This window comes from Bacillus spongiae (genome assembly GCF_037120725.1).
Classification (GTDB): Bacteria; Bacillota; Bacilli; order Bacillales; family Bacillaceae_K; genus Bacillus_CI; species Bacillus_CI spongiae.
Window position 1 is genome coordinate 1 of the sequence record NZ_JBBAXC010000012.1, and the last position, 19,713, is coordinate 19,713.

The following is a 19,713-nucleotide window of genomic DNA, read 5'->3' on the forward strand; positions in this document are numbered from 1 at the left end:
CTCCCGATTTTCTGTACGTGGAAAATCAAAGGTAGAAAACGAAATGGGTCTCGCGTTAATGGCAGTGAATTTAAGAAAATTCACTGCCATTAACTAAGGTTATACAAGTATACAAACCCAAAATAAAAGAAAGGTGAATTTGAGAACTCTCAAATTCACCTTTCTCACTTTTTGAAGCTAGTTATGTCCCAGCCTCTTTCATCGCATTATTATATTGTTTTTATGATAATGCTTGGGCTGCTGTAATAAGAGCTAGTTTATAAACATCTTCCTCATTACACCCTCGAGATAAATCATTAACAGGAGCGTTTAACCCTTGAAGAATAGGCCCTACAGCTTCAAAATTACCTAAACGTTGTGCAATTTTGTAGCCTATATTTCCTGCTTCTAAACTTGGAAATACAAATACATTCGCATCTCCTTGTAACGGTGAGTTCGGGGCTTTTTTCTTCGCTACAGATGGAACAAACGCAGCATCAAATTGAAATTCCCCATCAAGGGCAAGCTCAGGTTCACGTTCTTTTGCTATATGAACAGCTTCAATTACTTTGTCCGTTTCTGGAGATTTAGCAGAGCCTTTTGTTGAAAAGCTTAGCATTGCTACACGTGGATCAATCGTGAACATTTTGGCAGTTCTCGCACTTTCAATCGCGATTTCAGCTAAATCTTGGGAATCTGGTGAAATATTAATGGCACAATCAGCAAATACGTATTTCTCTTCATCACGGACCATTATAAAAACCCCAGATGTCTTTCGAACACCTTCTTTTGTCTTAATAATTTGTAGCGCAGGGCGAACTGTATCCGCTGTAGAGTGTGCTGCTCCACTTACTAATCCATGTGCTAATTTTGTGTACACAAGCATTGTTCCAAAATAATTTTCATCTAATAATATTTTTCGTGCATCTTCTTCCGATACTTTCCCTTTTCTTCGCTCTACAAAGGCTGCTACAAGCTCGTCTACTTTATCATAATCCGCTGGGTCATAAACTTCACACCCTTCAAGCTTCACACTTAACTCAGCCGCTTTTGCCTCAACTTCTTGCTTATTCCCTACTAAAATAGGTGTGACTAAAGAATCAGCTGCTAGACGCCCTGCTGCTGCTAAAATTCGCTCATCTAGTCCCTCTGGAAAAACGATTTTTAGATTTTTCCCTACAATATTCTCTTTTAATGACCTAAATAAATCACTCACCTTAAACGTCCTCCTTATTATTCTTTACCATTAGAATACTCCTCTAATGGTTCTTTTCAAAGTTTGTTAACGCTTTCACTTAAAAGTCTTTGTTTTCTGATTTTTACACCATGAACGACAATCACTTATCTAGTCTTTTCCTTGCCACATTACTCTATTCAACTTCATTTTCCGTTAGAAAAGTGTTTGCAACCATCCAATTCGGACAAACTATGATATAGTAAGGGTGAAGAATTTGAATAGGAGTGATTAAGAATGAGCGAACCAGCACAAACACTAGATGGTTGGTATTCTCTGCATGATTTCCGCTCAATAGATTGGACAACTTGGAAGATTCTTTCAAGTGATGAGCGTCAATCAGCTATCTATGAATTTCAACAATTTTTGTCAAAACTCAACGATACTAATGAAGGTAGCCATGCTTTCTATTCGATCGTTGGGCAAAAAGCCGATTTTATGCTAATGATTCTTCGTCCAACAATAGAAGAGCTAAATGAACTAGAAACAGAATTTAATAAATTGAAGATTGCTGAATTTACAATTCCTGCATTTTCTTATGTATCTGTTGTAGAATTAAGTAACTATCTACCACAAGATGAAGATCCATATGAAAATCCGCATGTACGTTCTCGTTTATACCCAGAATTACCAAAAGCAAAGCATGTTTGCTTCTACCCAATGGATAAACGACGCCAAGGTCAAGATAACTGGTATATGCTACCGATGGAGGAGCGCCGTAGCCTAATGCGTAGTCATGGTATGATTGGACGTCAATATGCCGGAAAAGTAAAACAAGTCATTACAGGCTCCGTTGGTTTTGATGATTATGAATGGGGCGTAACACTTTTTGCTGATGACGTACTTCAATTTAAAAAGCTCGTATATGAAATGCGATTTGATGAAGTAAGTGCTCGATACGGGGAGTTCGGTTCATTCTTCGTAGGAAATCTACTAGAAGAACATCGCCTATACTCATTCCTCCACGTGAATCAATAAAAGACCCATAATATAGGTGCTTATTGACGAGAAAAAGGTGAATAGGCTTGAATTGCGACATCATTTCTCTTAACCCTCACCTATACTATATTTTACCTTTCAAAAAAGCTTCCTCTTTGCGGGAGGCTTTTTTTATTTCTTTTCATATTTAGTTCTCTGACATCATATGTATGAAATAGTGATGCAAGGCTACTAAAATAAATATTTCACCCCCGTTAGCCTCCCCCTATGGTGGATGCTTACAGCTTTATTGGGTTTATCTTAATTTTGTTGAAGAACCCTTAAATCCTATTTCACTTGAATCTGCTTGTAAGTGAGGTGAAAGTATGGGCGTTATTGCTTATAACGAAGCTGATGTAAAGTTACTTGCTCGCTTAATGCGCGCTGAAGCAGAAGGGGATGGTCAGCTTGGTATGTCAATGGTAGGAAATGTAGGAGTTAATCGTGTTCTTGCAGATTGTTTAGATTTTAAAGATATTCGAAATATTCGGAGTATGGTATTTCAAAGTCCTGGCGGATTTGAAGCTACTCAAAAGGGATATTTCTATCAGGCTGCCAGACAAAAAGACATCGACTTGGCCCGGAAAGCCATTAAGGGTGGGCGTTATCATCCAGCGAGCAATGCATTATGGTTTTTCAGACCTGAGGGAGCTTGTCCAGCACAATGGTTTAACCAATGGAATTCCGGTCGTTACAAGTCTCACTGTTTCTTTAAACCGACACAATCGGACTGTAAAACAGTTTATTAAAAGTAAAGGGGGAATACAGTTTGAATCAAGGACAATATTATGGCTATCCACAAAGATATAATCAAGGGTATGGTCAGCAGCCATACGGGGCGGCACAAGGAGGGCTACAAGTTCCAGCGCCAACAAGCGCCCCTTCTCCTTCACAAAATATTCCTGGTCAACTTCCTGTAGAAGAATCGTATATCGAAAATATCCTACGCTTAAATAAAGGGAAAATCGCCACAATCTATATGACATTTGAAAATAATAATCAATGGAACGCGAAAGTATTTAAAGGAATTATTGAAACAGCGGGGCGTGATCATATCATCATTAGTGACCCTCAAACTGGTAAGCGATATTTATTACCAGTAATCTATTTAGATTACATTACATTTGATGAAGAAATTGAATACTTCAATGGAGGTACAGTAGCCTATTCACCACGATAAATGAGTTATCCGACTATTTAGTCGGTTTTTTTTCATTATACTAAGTTTAGGAAGATAAGAAAGATCTATAACGAGAGAATGGAAAAGCGAAAAAATCGACCTATCACCCTCTTACATACTCAAAGTATCGTTAATAAATTTTCTATCTTCCTATTAAATTCTCTCCTACTATACAAAATGAGACAACTTTCACCTGCAGGTATAACAAACTTACATACTTACTACATTAATTTCACTGATGCGATTATTAATAGAACCCATGCTACTAAAAAGGATATCCCTCCAAGTGGAGTGATGGCACCTAGGATGCTAATTTTCGTTACACTTAATATATATAAGCTTCCTGAAAATAAAATAATTCCTATAAGCATTAACCAACTCGACCAAGACAATAAGGCACTTGCTGGATATTGCCCTAAGAACACAGCGATGACAAGAATTCCTATACTGTGGAACATTTGATACTGTACGGCCGTCTGCCAAGTTTCAATATATTTTTGTTCAAGTTTTCCTTCAAGTGCATGTGCACCAAACGCACCAAAAGCTACGGATAAAAAGGCATTAAGTGCCCCAATAATAATAAATAATTTCACAATGTTTCACCTCATTAAATAATTTAAAAATCGAAAATAGAGTCTCCATTCGCACCATCATCCGTTTTCAACGCACGTTGTTCAGGTAACGTAACAGAAGTCGTTTTTTGGGGTGCTATCGGTTCGACAACAGACACATTTGTTGTCGAAGCAGGCGTATCGTCTAAAATCACTTCACATAATGCCTTTATAATGTGTAAGTGGTCTCGTATTTCACCCCCACTTTTCGCTTGTTGCAACTCTTTTTCCATTTTTGAAAGAATGGAATGATAGCTAATATTCAAAGTAAAACCTCCTTTATAATGGAATGACAACTCGTTCAAATTGGCTCAATTCTTTGTCACCGCCAAAGACAACCACTTTATCGTTTTGCTTCAACATTTCATGTGAATTAGGATTCGGAATGATCTCATCACCACGCATGATGGCAACAATCATAACTCCATATTTTTTTCTTATCTCTGCATCCGCTATGGTTTTATCTATCAGTGCACATCCTTCTCCTATTCGTAATTCTTCAATGCCATAGTTCTGCTTATTTGAATGTAGCATCATCTCTACATATTGTACACTTAACGGCTTGAGCATAGACATAACCATTTGATTCCCCCCTAAAGAAGAAGGGTTAATGACCTTATTTGCCCCCGCACGGGTCAATTTATCGATAGAAGAACTTCTTTCTGCTCTTGCAACAACATGAATGTCAGGATTCAAGCCTTTTGCTGTTAACGTTATGAATACATTGTCAGCATCGCTTGGAAGAGTGGCAATAATCCCAGCTGCTTTATCAATTCCAGCATGAATCAAGCATTGATCTTCTGTCGCATCACCAATGAGGTATTTATCACTTGAAGTCATAATACTTTCTAATCGCTCTCCATCTTGATCGATAAATACCGCTTTAATTCCTTTATTTCTTAAATGTTCTAAAACTTGCTCCCCCACTCTCCCTACGCCACAAACAATAAAATGACCTTCTAACTGCTTAATTTTTATTTTCATACGATTTAACCTCACCGTTTGAGAAAATTCTCCCTCTAATAAAATGGTTGCGACAGAACCCATCGCATAGGTTACGATACCGATCGCAACAGGAATCAATGCCATAGCAAAAACTTTTCCTTCAGTGGTTATTGGAATTTGGTCACCATACCCAACAGTCAAAACGGTTACCATTGTCAGCCAAAGTGAATCAAATAGGGACAGATTTTCTAACAGCATAAACCCCACTGTACCAATAAAAATAATTATATTCATCGCAAAAAAGCTATTTGCTAAATGACGAAACCGCTGGTGTTGTCTTTTCACTTTTCTTTCTGGTAACGATTGGTTCTTAAGCATCAGACCGCCCTCTCAATTATTCCTTATTTTTGTGAAAACTGTAGGCAAGGTTGACCAGATGCCTTTAAAACATACCTTGAGGGAAGCATATTCGTTTTAAATCCATACGCCTTGCAACCCCTTGGGTGCTGAGGGTTCCACGTAATATAAAAAAACTGACATTGAAAACAATTAATACGCTCTACTTGTTTCATCTCTTTCTCCTACTCATAAATTCCACAGAATTTCGGATTTTCCCTGTCTATATAATAGCTTATTTGCTTTTGAAAAAGGCCGGCTACCAAAAAAGCCCCGATAAGCAGATAAAGGACTTGGGTGAGGTGCCTCAAGAAGAAAATGTCGATTTTGATTAATTTGTCGTTTCTTTTCTTGAGCATGTTTTCCCCATAAAATAAAAATAATTGGATCTTCTCGATCATTTAAAAGAGAGATAATTTTATCTGTTAAACGTTCCCACCCCTTATTTTTATGAGAATGAGCTTTTCCTTCTCTGACTGTTAGGACGGTGTTTAACAACAAAACACCTTGCTTCGCCCACGGAATTAAGCTACCACCTTTTGGTATAGGGACTCCTAAATCATCCTGTAATTCTTTAAAAATATTTTTTAATGATGGGGGGTGAGGGACATTAGGTTTAACAGAAAAACTAAGTCCATGTGCCTGGTTGAGGCCATGATAAGGATCCTGTCCAAGAATTACGACCTGAACATCTCCGTAAGGGGTATAGCGGAGGGCATTATAAATATCCTGTTTATTTGGATAAACGGTCTGATATCGAAACTCTTCTGACAGGAAATGTTGTAGTTCCTGATAATACTCCTCATTAAATTCTGCTTGGAGCAATGGGCCCCAATCGTTATGAATGTTCATATGGCAACCTCCTTAAAACTGACGGTTACAGAATAACCAAGCTGTTTTAATAAATTAGTTAAAGATTTTTCAGGGTGTTCTTCCGCCTTCTTTATTAGCCCTTGAGCAATTGTCTTTTCCTCTACAATTCCCTTCGCCTTGGAAGCAAGGGTAAACCCTTCTTCCCAACATACTTCATTTCGAAAAATGTCCTTCAACTGAGAATGTTTGAATATTGTCCACATCGAGACTAACACCTGCTGTGCTTTTGGTAAGATTAAGATTGATTTCCTTCGTTTTTTCTTTAATCTTAACATCTCTTTGACCTACTTTTAATAAATCTACCCCAGCTACTACTGTGCCTGGTACTACTAGTAATACCTTTCGTTTTTACCGTGCAGGTTTGTCTTTATTTCTTTGCCGAACAATGCGTTCTCTTCTTCCTCAACCACTACCTTCACAAATGCTTAGGCGGTAGCAAGTGAATGTAACTCTTGTATTTCCTCTATAAAACGTCCTGTTTCTGAGCCTACTTCACTTCCTGAAAACCATTGCTGAACGCTCATCCATCTCTCCCTAACTATCTATTTCATGATTACATTATAAGGAATTCTGTCGAAAGATGGAATAAACTTGTGTTGATGAATGTCTGAACTCTCTTTCACATTTTCACTACCTAATGGCTATATTAATAAAGTAGATAGAAAAAGGAACTAGCAACGTAACGATCTCCTAACCTCAGAAAAGACAGTACCTGCTATTAAACAGCTATGCACAAACAATTCTTACAGAATGAAAACAATGTGAACCAGAGATTATATACATCCTACATCTCATATATTAAATTAATCATGATTATTCTTTATATTGACTTAATGACAACCTCCTATAATCTACATACGGAAATGAGCTCCCAACAAAGACTTCATCCCTTTCTCTCTTCTACAACTTTTTTCATTAAAACCTTCTTTTCGCATTTAACTCTCAATTCTAGTAAGATGATATATAGCTAAAGGTAATAAAGGTTAAGGAGGAAAGAAGATGGAACCAATCATCGCTTCTAAGGTACAACATGCAATTAATACATTTTCTCGTCAAGATGTATATATTCATATGGAAACCACAAATGGAGCTTACGCCAGTCATTTTAATGAAAGCTTCTTTTCAGCTGGAGCGTATATTCGAAATGCAAAAGTCCAGTATGAGCATGGAAAAATTGCCGGAAATGGTCCGTTTCGAGTTGGATTAAAACTTTCCATCGGTTGGATTTATGCAGAGGGTCTAACCCACTTTGAAATTGATCAAGATGGCCGCCTGTTGATGGCTGGACATGACCACGAAGGTAAGCTTGCCGTTGCTTTGCAAATTAGCTCAACCCCATTTGAATAATTTTCATAAAAACGGATTATGAACTGATTTAGGAGGAAAGAGAATGGAAATCGAAAAAAGTGTCCTCGTTATTTTCCCACACCCAGATGATGAAGCTTTCGGCGTGTCAGGGACAATTGCTACTCATATAAAAAACGGAACGCCCGTTACGTATGCTTGCTTAACTCTTGGAGAAATGGGGCGTAACTTAGGAAACCCTCCATTTGCAACGCGAGAATCTCTTCCCTTGATTCGAAAGAAGGAATTGCAGGCTGCTGCAAATGTAATGGGCATCCAAGATTTACGGATGATGGGGCTGCGAGACAAAACTATTGAGTTTGAAGATGACACAAAAATGAAAAATATGGTATTTTCTTTAATTAAGGAAATCAATCCTTCATTAATCATTACATTCTATCCAGACTACTCTGTGCACCCCGACCATGAGGCTACTGCACGTGCGGTTGTTCGTGCTGTCAGACAAATACCTGAACATCAACGTCCAAAACTGCATTGTGTAGCATTTGCCAAAAACACTGAAGAAAACCTTGGGAAACCGGATATTGTTCATGACATTACTCCTGTAAAAGATATTAAAATAGCTGCTATGAAAGCACATATATCTCAAACGGCTTGGATGTTAGTGGAAATGGAAGAAAAACTAAAAAATAATGATCCAGAAGCTGTTGCTTGGGTAACAAAGGAACGTTTTTGGAGCTACCAATGGGATAAAGACACCGTACAATAAATTGACAAACTAGTCATATGGAGATTGAATAAACAAAAAATCACTGAAGAGCTTTTGTCAGCTTATATTTCGATAATCGTTGTTCACCTCTTCATAAATAATATCGCCACGAAAGTAATTCAATTCGTGGCGATATTTTTCGATTGGAGCCATTAAACTTAACCCGACACCCAACCACTACCCTAGTTACTGACAACTTTATATTACCCGTGCTCCTAAAACTGTTCGAAAATGATCCAGTGACCATTCATGACCTTTTTCATTAAAAGAAGCAACCGCGTTTTGATGAACAACAATGGAAAAACCTTTATTGTATGCATCGATAGCCGTATGAAGGACACAAATATCCGTACATACCCCTACAAGATGAAGCTCAGTAATTCCTCTTTCCCTTAGCTTCATTTCAAGATCAGTCCCTGCAAATGCAGAATAACGAGTTTTATCCATAAAATATACATTTGGATGATTCTTATTTTCATTTACTAATTCTTTTACGCTTCCGTATAGATCTCGACCTTTCGTACCACGAAGATTATGAGGAGGAAATAGTTCTGTTTCAGGGTGACATGTATCCCCCTCTTCATGAACATCTACCGCTAAAACGACATAATCTCCATTCTCAATAAATTCCTTCGTTAACGAATAGATAGTACTTTCTATTTTTTGTGCAGGTTCTTGGCAAGAAAGGGCGCCGTTATCTGCGACAAAATCCCACGTATAATCAATTTGAATCATAGCTTTCACTTCCATCAGCTCCCTTACAATCGTTTATCATTATTTTAGCGATTTTTAGTACTTGATGACAAATGATAATTATTAGCCATTCCTCATTTTTTCATTGCGATTGTTACACCAATAAATTATTATTATAATGAGTGATTACTCACTTTTTAATACGAAGGGAGTTTTTAATATGCCGCACTCTATAATGGAAATTCAATCTCTCTCAAAATCCTTTGGGGACCTTGAAGTCCTTAGGGAAGTAACCTTACAGCTGCGTAGGGGGGAGATCTATGGACTACTCGGTCCATCCGGATCAGGTAAGACGACACTTATTAAAATGATGATTGGATTAGAAAAGCCTTCTGTTGGAACCATCACCTTTAACCAAAAGCCACTTTCCTCAAAAGATTTATTTTATAATATCGGCTATATGGCCCAAGGCGATGCACTTTACAATGAATTAAGTGCTTATGAAAACCTTGATTTTTTTGCCTCCATGTATGGGATGAAAAAAAGCGAGCGGAAAATGCGTATTTTAGAACTAATGGAAATGGTGGAATTATCGTCGGCCCTCCATAAACCTGTTTCCTTATATTCAGGCGGAATGAGACGGAGGCTGTCACTCATAACAGCCATGCTCCATCAGCCCAAAATACTAATTTTAGATGAACCTACAGTGGGTATTGACCCTGTTCTTCGTCAAAAAATTTGGGCTAAATTTCAAGAACTGAAGAGCGACGGAGTATCTTTATTTATAACTACTCACGTTATGGATGAGGCTGAAAAATGTGATGTATTAGGACTTATTCGTGATGGTCATTTAATTGCGAATGATACACCAAACCAAATTAAAGAAACCTTTCATGTCACAACCATGGAAGATGTCTTTTTAAAGATGGAGGGAAACTAAATGAGAGTATTAGGGTTTGCCAAACGGATAATCCTTCAGCTCCTTCGAGATAAACGAACGTTAGCTTTAATGTTTTTAGCGCCTCTCTTTATTTTATCGTTGTTATGGTTAGTCTTCGACGCCGACCCGTACACGCCAAAAATTGGTGTAGTAGCAAATGCTATCGTCGAAGAACGATTGGAGGAACAGGGAGCCATCGTCGTGTCAGAGGAAGAAGCAATGGAAAAACTTATCGATGGGGAACTTGATGGTTATGTTGACATGCTAGACACACCTACAATCGTTGTAGAAGGCAGTGACCCTTCCAAGACTAAGGTCACCATGAAAGAAGTTCAAGAGTGGCTATCAAATGGTGAATCCTCACTTAACATCCAGTATGTATACGGGGATGAAGATATGGGCATGTTTGATTCATTTGGACCTATTTTACTTGGCTTTTTTGTGTTCTTTTTTGTCTTTTTAGTGAGTGGCGTTTCCTTCTTGAGAGAACGTACAAGTGGAACATTAGAGCGCTTACTTGCAAGTCCGTTGAAAATATGGGAAATGGTGTTTGGCTATATTGCTGGTTTTGGCATTTTCACTTTCGTTCAAGCCTCCATTATTACATGGTACAGTATTTACATTTTAGACATGTTAATGATAGGAAGCTTTTTCACCGTCCTCTTCATCATCGTCCTATTGTCTTTTTCAGCATTAACACTGGGAATATTATTATCAGCATTTGCAAAAAATGAGCTGCAAATGATGCAATTTATCCCAATCGTCGTCGTTCCACAAGTCTTCTTTTCGGGACTGTTTAATTTGGAGTCAATTTCTGAATGGTTAAATTGGATTGGACCCATGACACCTTTGTATTATGCAGGAAGTGCTCTAAAAGATGTCATGTTTAGAGGAGCAGGTATTTCTGATTTGCTTCCTTCTTTATTATTTTTATTGCTCTTCTCACTTACGTTTATTACTCTGAATATTATTACCCTAAAGAATTATCGTAAAATATAGGTACCACTCTCAAAAGGAGACATTTCATGTCAGAAGAAAATAATATATTTGATTATCTATTGAATGAAAATGAAAAGGTTACAGAAAAACAACGAAGAATTATTGAGGCTGCAGTCGAAATGTTTGCTGAAAATGGATATGCTGCCACCTCGACGAATCAAATAGCTAAAAGAGCAGGGGTAGCCGAAGGGACGATCTTCCGACATTATCAAACAAAAAAAGACTTATTGCTTAACATAGTCTCTCCAATGATGGCTAAAATCATTGCCCCTTTTGTGATAAAAGACGTGCACAAGATTATGGATACACCTTATGAAAGATACGAAGATTTTCTTCGTGCCATCATTCTTAACCGTCAAGAGTTTTTCAAAACGAATATTAATGTCTTTAAAATTTTTATACAAGAAATCCCTTTTCATCCAGAGCTCAAAGAGCCCTTTATTGAACATGTCGTAAAGAAGGTATCAGAGAAGTTTGCTCTAGTAGTACAACACTATCAAGAGCGAGGGCAAATCATTAACCTCCCCCCAAAAGCTGTAATTCGTTTCACAATGACTGTCATCATAGGTTATATCATCTCTCAGCACGTCATTTTCTCTGAAAAAGATGGGAATCATGAAGAAGAAATTGAGCAAACCATCCAGCTCATAATGCACGGCCTTCATCCGAAAGAACATTAAACATAAAAAGGTCTGTATCATAGTTTCTTGAATCTACGATACAGACCTTTAACATTAGGATAACGAAGCAACCGCTACTTTATGCTTTCTGATAAGACAGCTTCAATGGCTTTTCCTACTCCACTTTCTCGATTGGAAGCGGTTTGTCGTGAATAAAGTGCCTTTACTTTTTCGTCTGAATTTGCCATGACAACGGGATATCCGACTCGTTCTAGCATAGACACATCATTGAAATTATCACCTATTGCCATACACTCTTTAAGCGTTATTCCTTTTTCATTTATATACTGCTCTAATGCAATCCCTTTTTGGGCATGCTCTGCTGTGATTTCAATATTTTCTTTCCCTGATGACGTAATCGCAATTTCAGTAATATTAGCCAACGTTTCACTTGCTTGTTTAAGCTTTTTATTATCCATTGAATAAGCAAGGAATTTATTAATGAACAACGTTTCGTCCTGAAATAGCTGCTCATAATTATCGGTTACTTTAATTAATCCATTATTTGAAAATCTCTCTTCTACTGCTTGACGAACAAGAACTTCAGGCACCTCAGGGTTTGCTGACTGATAAATATCGACGAGAATTTGAATACCCAATTCACGACTTTCTGTATAAGTACCTTTATTCGTATAAAGTTCATAGTAAATGCCTAACTCACTTAAGGTAAGAGCTATTTTTTTAGCTTTTTCTCGACTCATACTCGCATGATAGATTAATTCACCCTGTTCATCACGAATTTCTGCCCCATTTGAACAGATAATAGGTAGATGTAAATCTGCTTCCTGTAGGGCATATCTTGCTTCAGCATACGACCTTCCTGTCGCAATAATTACTTCTACCCCTTGTGATTTTGCTTTTTCGATTGCAATTTTATTTTCTTCCGTCACTTTTAATTCATGGTTCAACAATGTGCCATCCATATCGGATGCTATACAACGAATCATTTTTTGGCACCTCTTTATTTAATTAGTTTCTTCTATTCTAAGGAAAAGGACGGTCATATTCAATTAATAAGAAAATAGACTTCCATAACCATCCATTCGGATGCATCCTGAGTGTACTCGTTTTGTTAACTCGTTTTCTTTAATCGTTCTAATTCCGTTGCGTTCACGTTTGAGTCTACTTTTGAAGAATCTATATTTGTTACTTTCTTTATTTTTGCAAAATAATGCGACCTTCCAGAAGTAGCAATCACATACCCTTCAATCATTAATGCGACTGCCAAGATCGCTAAGCCAAAACAAATAATAGGTGCCAACGGAATCCATGGAGCTGTTTCCATCCACCGAAATGAACTACCTATTAAACCTGACCATTCATTTGTGACACTAAGTGGTGGGTCCTGCGGACCAAAACCAAAAGTTAGAATTGTCCCACCTAGAAATAAATTTACGACACCAAGATGAGAGAAAATAATGAAAGCCTGCATTATTTGCTGTCCAAATAAGACAAACAGCTTTTCTCGAAGAGCTGGATAAATATGCTTCCGTACAATTCTTACTTTACTTGCTCCCACCGTCTTTGCGCATTGAACATATTCTTTTTGATAAATGAGCATTGTTTCGTTCCCAATCAAAGTTGAAATAATGGGAACTGTTAGTAAAGCTAATATAACAATCTCAATCCCTATTCTCTCAAAAAGTGTATTTTCAAACCCATCTGGGGTCATATTTAGAATAGGGGATAAAATATAGTAGGCAATAATACTTAAGGGAACAAAATGGAATGAATCAGCAAAGCCATTTACAAACCGCTTCTGCTTTCTAAATACCGTTCCTAGTAAAAGACCAATTGGAATGGAAATAATCATTCTGAGAAAGGCTACCGCAAACGCCCCTAAAATAGTGTATTTTGCTCCAACAATGATTTTTCCTAGTAAATCAAACCCTTCATTGTCTGTCCCTAATAGAAAGCTGCCGGTAGGGCCATAAGGAGCATCATCTATAATTTTGCCCTCAGCTGAACGTACAAAAAACTCTTGGCGTATCTCGTCATCCCATATAAAAGAATAGGTGAAACTACTCACGAGAAATAGAAATAGAATGCTAAAGCCAATTAAAAATAACGGTTGCTTTATTGCTTTCCTCATGTGAGCACCTCTCCTTTTCCTGCTTTTCTTTCAATCAGCCACTCTCCAATCGTATAAAAAATAAATACTGGAATAAAGATCGCTATTAACGTAACAGTGGTCACTTTTGGTTGCATATTTTGAAATAGGAACCATGTAATACCCGGTACATTAAATAAGATCTCTAACACAAATAAATTAGACAACATAAACCAGATGATTTTCTTCGATTGAAAAAACACTGAGATGATGGCATTACGAAACATATGTTTTGTGAAAATAATCGTTTTTCCATTCCCAATTGATTTTGCCAACTCGACATAATTCTGCCTTTCTTCATTTTCAAAGGTGAGCATGCTTAAACGAAAAAGATGTATCATTGGCAAAATGGATAAACAGAGAATTGGTAGTAAATACGCCTTTGTAGGGCCGACCGCAGCAAACTCTACTAATAATATTTGTGTTTTTTTATAAAAGAAAACCACAAACATCTGGCACATGAGAATAATAAATATATCGGGTAGCGATTCAAATAAAAAGAAAATCATCTTTATTTTCCTTCTATTTCTTTCCGTGAAAAGCATTGTAATGTATGTAAGAAGTAAGGAAACTATAACAGCTACTAAAAATGCGCCTAGCAATAAAGTAAGAGAATAAGAGAGTGGCTCTATTATTAGGGGGAATAAAGGTCGAACTGCAGACGGATCTCTACCATGATAGGTAATCTCGTCCAAATGAAATAAAGCTGAAGTTATTTCTAAAACTGATTCAAAATACATGGACCAATTTAATTGCCATGAGCTAAGCCCGCTTAGTAAATTAGGGAGAGCTCCCACTAATATGATTCCTACACAAGCGAACAATAGCTGAAAACTTTTATCGACTATTTTCTTTAGTAATCTACTCAAATTATTACACCCCACCCCTTCCAATTTAATGCAATATTAACATATTTGAGAATTTTGTAAACATTTTAAATAGGTATAAAGGGGGATATTCCTACTCTATCTGTTTTATCATTGATTATTACAGAAAAAAGTTTTTGCAATTTGCACTATATTTAGAATAAAATAGAATAGTAAGACTTTCTTGCAAAAGTTAATAAAAAACTAGATTAATGTATAAATATAAACTATAATGACTATAGTTGAATTTTTATACAAAAAAATCAATAAATTATACGAGGTGTGCTATGACAACAAAGTTTAAGCTTACTCATGTTATGAAATTTTTACTACCTTCGCTTCTTGGTATTTTCTTATTTATGATTCCTATTCCTAATCCGCTTGGAGATGGTGTTTCTATTCCAATTGCCATTCTTTCGACGTTTCTTCAAGATAATATAGGGTCCCTTATCCCGGCCATTATGACTATCTTAATTATCGTAACTGCTACAGCAACCCTTGTAGCAAAGCTATTTAAACCGACTTTTATTATTCAACAACCCTTTTTGAATAATTTATTCAATGTCTCAATCACCTGGGTTTTTATTCGTCTATTTGGTGCCATTTTTGCCGTTATGACACTATATCAAATTGGTCCTGAATTGATTTGGGAACCAAATACAGGTGGGTTACTATTAGCAGATGGCGGATTACTATCGATTCTTTTCTCTGTATTTTTATTCGCTGGGCTATTTTTGCCCCTATTACTAAACTTTGGATTACTAGAACTTTTCTCTGCCTTATTAACTAAATTGATGAGACCTCTATTTAAACTTCCAGGACGATCTTCTATCGATGCTTTAGCTTCGTGGTTAGGAGACGGAACCATTGGGGTACTGTTAACAAATAAACAATATGAAGATGGCTATTATACAAAGAAAGAAGCTGCCATTATCGGAACGACCTTTTCAGTTGTTTCTATTACTTTTAGTTTAGTGGTTATTACAGAAATCGGACTAGAGTCCTATTTCCTTCCGTTTTATGGGACAGTAGCCTTATCAGGAATTGCTGCGGCTATCATTTTACCTAGAATCCCACCATTGTCTCGTAAACCAGACACTTTCATAAATGGCCAAGTTCGAGAAAAAAATGATGAAGCAATTCCTACCGGACAGTCACCATTAAGCTTCGGATTTTCTAAAGCTGTTGAACAAGGAAGAAAGAATTCGAGCGTTGGTATTTTCTTTAAAGATGGCATGAAAAACGTATTGGATATGTGGCTTGGCGTTGCACCCGTCGTTATGGCAATCGGGACGATTGCGTTAGTTATAGCAGAACATACACCAATATTCAGCTACCTTGGTTATCCATTTATACCGTTACTTGAGCTTTTGCAAATCCCTGAAGCACAAGCAGCTTCTGAAACAATTGTCGTTGGCTTTGCTGACATGTTTTTACCTGCTATAATCGGAAGTGGAATTGAAAGTGAATTAACTCGTTTTGTGATTGCTTGTTTATCTGTCTCTCAGCTTATTTATTTATCAGAGGTAGGGGGATTAATTTTAGGATCCAAGCTCCCTTTATCATTGTTTAATTTATTCGTAATTTTCCTATTACGTACTCTCATTACCTTACCGATCATTGTTGCGATCGCTCATCTTATCTTTTAAAAATTATCTGTTAGCAGAATCATCCCCCCAAACAATCTCTTTGTTTGGGGGGATGATTTATTTGATGGATTAATAATGAATCTTTAATCATTTCAGACTCTACTGGTACAACAAAAACTGTGAACACAAATCGTTAGTCACCAGCTTTTGCTTCTTTGATTTCTACATTAATAGAAAATTTGTGCTTCTAATGAATCCTAGCGGGGTATATCAGTCTATCTTCATTAAAAGGGCTATTTTCTTTCTATGGTCCATGTTTTGGTTACGTTTTTTAAAATTGGGAAGTAACTAACTTGTGACTACTCACAGCAGTGAACGGTTCAAGGGAAATGAAAAATAGCAGAGAATAATATATTTATGAGCATGTTTGATAAACAAGATAATAGAGCGAGAGGGCAATAGTTTAAACATTACAGCATTAAATCGAATATAGAGCATTTTCCCTTTAAAGGGGTAAGGAAAAGGAAGGAAAGAGATTGCGTAGGTCACACACTCGTTCATTCCTCCTCTCCAAGGTTAGGGCATACCTAGGATTTCTTAGTTAACCAACATTCATTGTTTAACTTGTACTTTTTCTTGGGAATAAGACTCTTCATTTGCCATATTCCTTTAGTTCCAAAATGAAAACATGATGATGATTATTATTGCGCTAGGATTTGAAACCCTTGAGTTGTTTTTGCTGTCGACGATAGGCTTCTGGTGTCAGTCCGATTTTCTTCTTAAACAGCGTAATAAAATAAGGCGTATTGGAAAGCCCGACAGATTTACCGATTTCAGAAACAGGGTCATCTACAGTAGTTAATAACATTTTCGCCTTTTCCATTCGGATATTCTGGATGTAATTCACTGGGGTCATACCTTTAATTTTTTTAAACGTTCGATGCAAGTGATAAGGAGTTCCATGGCTTAGAAGCGCCAGTGCTTCAAGCGTCAACGTTTCATTGTAGTGGCTATCCACATATTCGGTTATAAAAGCAATCCACTCCTCGTCGGGCAGCCTTTGCCCGGTTGGCTTGCACCGTTTGCAGGGACGAAAATGTGCGGCTAATGCTTGATCAGCATTTTCAAAAAAGCCAATATTGTCTCTCTTCGGTAATCTTGATTTGCAAGAAGGGCGACAAAAGATACCTGTTGTTTTTACTGCATAAAAAAATTGTCCATCATAAGAAGCATCATCATTAGAAATGGCCTGCCATTGTTCATCAGAAACAGGTTCGGATAGAATTGGCTTGTCAGCGTCTGACTTTTGAATAGTCCGATATGGATTCATCTTCCAATCATCTGTCAATTTGAATCACCTCTAACTTTAGTATAAACCTGCAAACAAGCTTGTGTATGCATTTTAGAATGTAATAGCAAGATAACGAAATTTAAAAGACAAGTTGTTACGTTATCATACGCATTGCTTTTGTTAGAACAGTGTGTAACCAGTTTAAATGGTCTGGACTTTCTTTGGCATTGTAAACTTGTAAACCGTGCTTAAAAAGGAATTCCATTAAGTGCTCAGTTAGAATGATTGTAAAACATATCAATTTATTAAACACATCTGAATGGAATATCAAGTATATTCACACTTGCGTGTACATCTTTTCCATTCTTTATACTTACTTGGCATACATACTGCACAGGGACGATATCCCGCTGCAAGCGCCGTTTCCTCGTTCGCAAAAAAGACACGGTGATTGACATACCCCCCTCTTGCAATAGCTCTTAGCGCTGAAGGGCAATCAAGCCGCCCATAAATTTTTCCTCGCTTATACCCTCCTAAAAGCCCTGGCACATCACTGCTATAATAGCTAAGGTCTGACCCCACAAGTGTATATTTGGAACGAGTTGAATTCGAACGGTTCCTTGGTTTCACAGGATTTTCATCCTCTCTAATTTATAAATGTAATGAGATATAAGACGATAAACTGAAAATTTTAGCTCAAAGACAGATGCGAAGAATTCACCCAAACCCACCATTTGTTACAACTTACTTTATTTGCGTTTCATGCTTCGAATGATACACTTGGTTTCCTTATCTACCCGATAAGATTCGATAATTTTCTGCAAGGCTTTGTTATAAGTTTCTTTATCTAGAGTATTCGATTCTAAATAGGTCATCGTCCGTACTGGCATTTTGATAAAACAAATTGATATGGCCCAAGCGACAGCCATTTTTACATAGTATCCTTGATGCTTAATACTATCCAATTTCTCTAAAACTGCATCCAGATAGTTATCTTCCACATAATAATTAAGAAGCATCACGACGGCGAAACGAAGATCGTATTCATTTTCAGATTCAAAATAAGGTTGAAGAAACTCCCATACACGCTCTTTATGATTCAAGGTGATCTTGAGTCCAGAACAGAAACTATCGCATACCGACCAATTGTCGATGCTTGGTACAAATGCGGAGACATGATGCAAAACTTCATTAATATCCGCCTTTAAATAGCCGATTATCATTCCATGCACCATAACTTCCTCAAACCAATCCGTTTGTGATTGAGCAAAATAGTCTACCCAATTATTCTTAACCATCTTTTTTGCTATTTTACGAAGTTCAGGCAATCGTACACCCAGTAAATTATTTATATTGGGGATTAAGGCAGCGGAAAATGCTTGATATTCTGGATCTACAAGCTCAATTAGCTGTTCTTTCAACGTCTTTTCCATATGAATACTCCTTCTTTAATCAAACGAAATTGCCCACAAATAGATAGAAGCCACTGAACCGAATGGCGAGTATGTCTGCCTATACTGCTCAAATTCTGCTTTGGACAAATCAGAAAGGTTGTACAGTTTCATCATCCCTCTTCGAATCGCCATATCTCCCCAGCTGACAACATCCTGGCGTTCCATGGAATTGATAAGCAGCATCTCTGCGGTCCACCGCCCAATCCCATTTAGCATTGTTAGCAGACGAATCACCTCGTCATCAGGCAGATCGCGAAGCGCTTCAATATCCCATTCACCAGCCTTAATGGCGTGAGCAATGGAATGGATACAGGCCGCTTTTTTCATTGTCATCCCACAATTCTGAATATCATTCACACTGTGGCTGGATATATTTTTAGGGGTGATGTCACCCAATCTCACCTGCATTCGATCCCAAACAGTGTGAGCGACTTTAACGGACACCAATTGTCCCACAATAGCGTATACTAGCGCAGAAAATAGGTCAGGAATGATTTCACGTTCGACTTTCCCTAATCTGTCTATGGCTCTTCCCAAATTTTCGTCCTGTTTCTTTAGGTATTCGATTTCGGTTTGCCCGTACTCAAAAAGCTTTGTCACAACTCTGTTCAACTTATTATCCTCCAATTGTAAAGTGATAGAACACACCTATTACATCCATTTATACATAATAGGGTATATTTAACGAACAAGATAATAAACCTTATTTACATTTAGAATTTTCAGATAATAAACTTGGTCAATACCAAACAAAATACCCGATGCCTCACTGTGAAATGAATGCATATCTGCATGTCTCTTTTCTATTTTCAGCACTTTTC

The 19,713-nt window shown here is 37.2% G+C and carries 22 protein-coding genes and 1 pseudogene; 9 read left to right on the forward strand and 14 right to left on the reverse strand.

What is annotated here, in order from left to right:
- Window positions 1-220: 220 nt before the first annotated feature.
- Window positions 221-1,195, reverse strand: coding sequence for a phosphate acetyltransferase (pta, locus tag WAK64_RS14480; protein WP_336587708.1), 975 nt, complete (start codon window positions 1,193-1,195; stop codon window positions 221-223).
- A 255-nt stretch (window positions 1,196-1,450) separates the two neighbouring features.
- Here pta and hemQ point away from each other — a divergent pair, with 255 nt between their 5' ends.
- From hemQ to gerQ, 3 genes are all read left to right on the forward strand, one after another.
- Window positions 1,451-2,191 carry a hydrogen peroxide-dependent heme synthase gene (gene hemQ, locus WAK64_RS14485; protein WP_336587709.1) on the forward strand — a complete coding sequence of 247 codons (741 nt, stop codon included), beginning with the start codon at window positions 1,451-1,453 and terminating at the stop codon, window positions 2,189-2,191.
- Window positions 2,192-2,517: 326 nt separating this feature from the next.
- A complete protein-coding gene (locus WAK64_RS14490) occupies window positions 2,518-2,940 on the forward strand; it encodes a cell wall hydrolase (RefSeq protein ID WP_336587710.1) in 423 nt (140 codons plus the stop codon).
- Window positions 2,941-2,960: 20 nt separating this feature from the next.
- The gene (gene gerQ / locus WAK64_RS14495; protein WP_336587711.1) at window positions 2,961-3,371 is read left to right on the forward strand and encodes a spore coat protein GerQ; all 411 of its coding nucleotides are present in this window, start codon (window positions 2,961-2,963) and stop codon (window positions 3,369-3,371) included.
- 221 nt (window positions 3,372-3,592) lie between these two features.
- Here the strand turns inward: gerQ and WAK64_RS14500 are convergent, their stop codons facing one another.
- The 5 genes and pseudogenes from WAK64_RS14500 to WAK64_RS22450 all read right to left on the reverse strand — a co-directional run.
- Window positions 3,593-3,964, reverse strand: coding sequence for a DUF423 domain-containing protein (locus tag WAK64_RS14500; RefSeq protein WP_336587712.1), 372 nt, complete (start codon window positions 3,962-3,964; stop codon window positions 3,593-3,595).
- Window positions 3,965-3,987: 23 nt separating this feature from the next.
- Window positions 3,988-4,248, reverse strand: coding sequence for a YwdI family protein (locus WAK64_RS14505; RefSeq protein ID WP_336587713.1), 261 nt, complete (start codon window positions 4,246-4,248; stop codon window positions 3,988-3,990).
- 13 nt (window positions 4,249-4,261) lie between these two features.
- Window positions 4,262-5,305, reverse strand: a complete 1,044-nt coding sequence (locus WAK64_RS14510) for a potassium channel family protein (protein WP_336587714.1) — start codon at window positions 5,303-5,305, stop codon at window positions 4,262-4,264.
- A gap of 207 nt (window positions 5,306-5,512) precedes the next feature.
- Window positions 5,513-6,175: a uracil-DNA glycosylase gene (locus tag WAK64_RS14515; protein ID WP_336587715.1), complete on the reverse strand. Its 663-nt coding sequence runs from the start codon at window positions 6,173-6,175 to the stop codon at window positions 5,513-5,515.
- A gap of 174 nt (window positions 6,176-6,349) precedes the next feature.
- Window positions 6,350-6,484 (reverse strand): annotated as a pseudogene (locus tag WAK64_RS22450) (hypothetical protein); the annotation flags it as partial.
- Between the two features lie 711 nt (window positions 6,485-7,195).
- Between WAK64_RS22450 and WAK64_RS14525 the strand changes: the two are divergent.
- Together WAK64_RS14525 and bshB2 are read left to right on the forward strand one after the other, a co-directional pair.
- The gene (locus WAK64_RS14525) at window positions 7,196-7,543 is read left to right on the forward strand and encodes a YojF family protein (protein WP_336587717.1); all 348 of its coding nucleotides are present in this window, start codon (window positions 7,196-7,198) and stop codon (window positions 7,541-7,543) included.
- Window positions 7,544-7,586: 43 nt separating this feature from the next.
- Window positions 7,587-8,270, forward strand: a complete 684-nt coding sequence (gene bshB2, locus WAK64_RS14530; RefSeq protein ID WP_336587718.1) for a bacillithiol biosynthesis deacetylase BshB2 — start codon at window positions 7,587-7,589, stop codon at window positions 8,268-8,270.
- A gap of 198 nt (window positions 8,271-8,468) precedes the next feature.
- On the opposite strand, the gene WAK64_RS14535 is transcribed toward bshB2, so the two are convergent.
- Entirely contained in the window at window positions 8,469-9,020 is a 552-nt protein-coding gene (locus WAK64_RS14535) for a cysteine hydrolase family protein (protein ID WP_336587719.1), read from the reverse strand.
- A gap of 163 nt (window positions 9,021-9,183) precedes the next feature.
- Between WAK64_RS14535 and WAK64_RS14540 the strand changes: the two genes are divergently transcribed.
- Genes WAK64_RS14540 through WAK64_RS14550 form a run of 3 tightly spaced genes read left to right on the forward strand, consistent with a single transcriptional unit; the run spans window position 9,184 to window position 11,582 of the window.
- Window positions 9,184-9,903 carry an ABC transporter ATP-binding protein gene (locus WAK64_RS14540; RefSeq protein WP_336587720.1) on the forward strand — a complete coding sequence of 240 codons (720 nt, stop codon included), beginning with the start codon at window positions 9,184-9,186 and terminating at the stop codon, window positions 9,901-9,903.
- The gene (locus tag WAK64_RS14545; protein ID WP_336587721.1) at window positions 9,904-10,902 is read left to right on the forward strand and encodes an ABC transporter permease; all 999 of its coding nucleotides are present in this window, start codon (window positions 9,904-9,906) and stop codon (window positions 10,900-10,902) included.
- Window positions 10,903-10,928: 26 nt separating this feature from the next.
- Window positions 10,929-11,582, forward strand: coding sequence for a TetR/AcrR family transcriptional regulator (locus WAK64_RS14550; RefSeq protein ID WP_336587722.1), 654 nt, complete (start codon window positions 10,929-10,931; stop codon window positions 11,580-11,582).
- A gap of 74 nt (window positions 11,583-11,656) precedes the next feature.
- Here the strand turns inward: WAK64_RS14550 and WAK64_RS14555 are convergent, their stop codons facing one another.
- The 3 genes from WAK64_RS14555 to WAK64_RS14565 form a co-directional block, all read right to left on the reverse strand.
- A complete protein-coding gene (locus tag WAK64_RS14555; RefSeq protein WP_336587723.1) occupies window positions 11,657-12,529 on the reverse strand; it encodes a Cof-type HAD-IIB family hydrolase in 873 nt (290 codons plus the stop codon).
- A 125-nt stretch (window positions 12,530-12,654) separates the two neighbouring features.
- The gene (locus tag WAK64_RS14560) at window positions 12,655-13,674 is read right to left on the reverse strand and encodes an ABC transporter permease (protein ID WP_336587724.1); all 1,020 of its coding nucleotides are present in this window, start codon (window positions 13,672-13,674) and stop codon (window positions 12,655-12,657) included.
- Entirely contained in the window at window positions 13,671-14,561 is an 891-nt protein-coding gene (locus tag WAK64_RS14565) for an ABC transporter permease subunit (protein ID WP_336587725.1), read from the reverse strand. The genes WAK64_RS14560 and WAK64_RS14565 overlap by 4 nt, the downstream gene beginning before the upstream one ends.
- 284 nt (window positions 14,562-14,845) lie before the next feature.
- Between WAK64_RS14565 and WAK64_RS14570 the strand changes: the two genes are divergently transcribed.
- A complete protein-coding gene (locus WAK64_RS14570) occupies window positions 14,846-16,207 on the forward strand; it encodes a YjiH family protein (protein ID WP_336587726.1) in 1,362 nt (453 codons plus the stop codon).
- 649 nt (window positions 16,208-16,856) lie between these two features.
- Here WAK64_RS14570 and WAK64_RS14575 read toward each other — a convergent pair.
- From WAK64_RS14575 to WAK64_RS14590, 4 genes are all read right to left on the reverse strand, one after another.
- Window positions 16,857-17,495 carry a bifunctional transcriptional activator/DNA repair enzyme AdaA gene (locus WAK64_RS14575; protein WP_336587727.1) on the reverse strand — a complete coding sequence of 213 codons (639 nt, stop codon included), beginning with the start codon at window positions 17,493-17,495 and terminating at the stop codon, window positions 16,857-16,859.
- A gap of 270 nt (window positions 17,496-17,765) precedes the next feature.
- The gene (locus WAK64_RS14580) at window positions 17,766-18,068 is read right to left on the reverse strand and encodes an Ada metal-binding domain-containing protein (protein WP_336587728.1); all 303 of its coding nucleotides are present in this window, start codon (window positions 18,066-18,068) and stop codon (window positions 17,766-17,768) included.
- A gap of 119 nt (window positions 18,069-18,187) precedes the next feature.
- Window positions 18,188-18,871: a DNA alkylation repair protein gene (locus WAK64_RS14585; RefSeq protein ID WP_336587729.1), complete on the reverse strand. Its 684-nt coding sequence runs from the start codon at window positions 18,869-18,871 to the stop codon at window positions 18,188-18,190.
- A 15-nt stretch (window positions 18,872-18,886) separates the two neighbouring features.
- A complete protein-coding gene (locus WAK64_RS14590) occupies window positions 18,887-19,504 on the reverse strand; it encodes a DNA-3-methyladenine glycosylase family protein (RefSeq protein ID WP_336587730.1) in 618 nt (205 codons plus the stop codon).
- Window positions 19,505-19,713 lie beyond the last annotated feature (209 nt).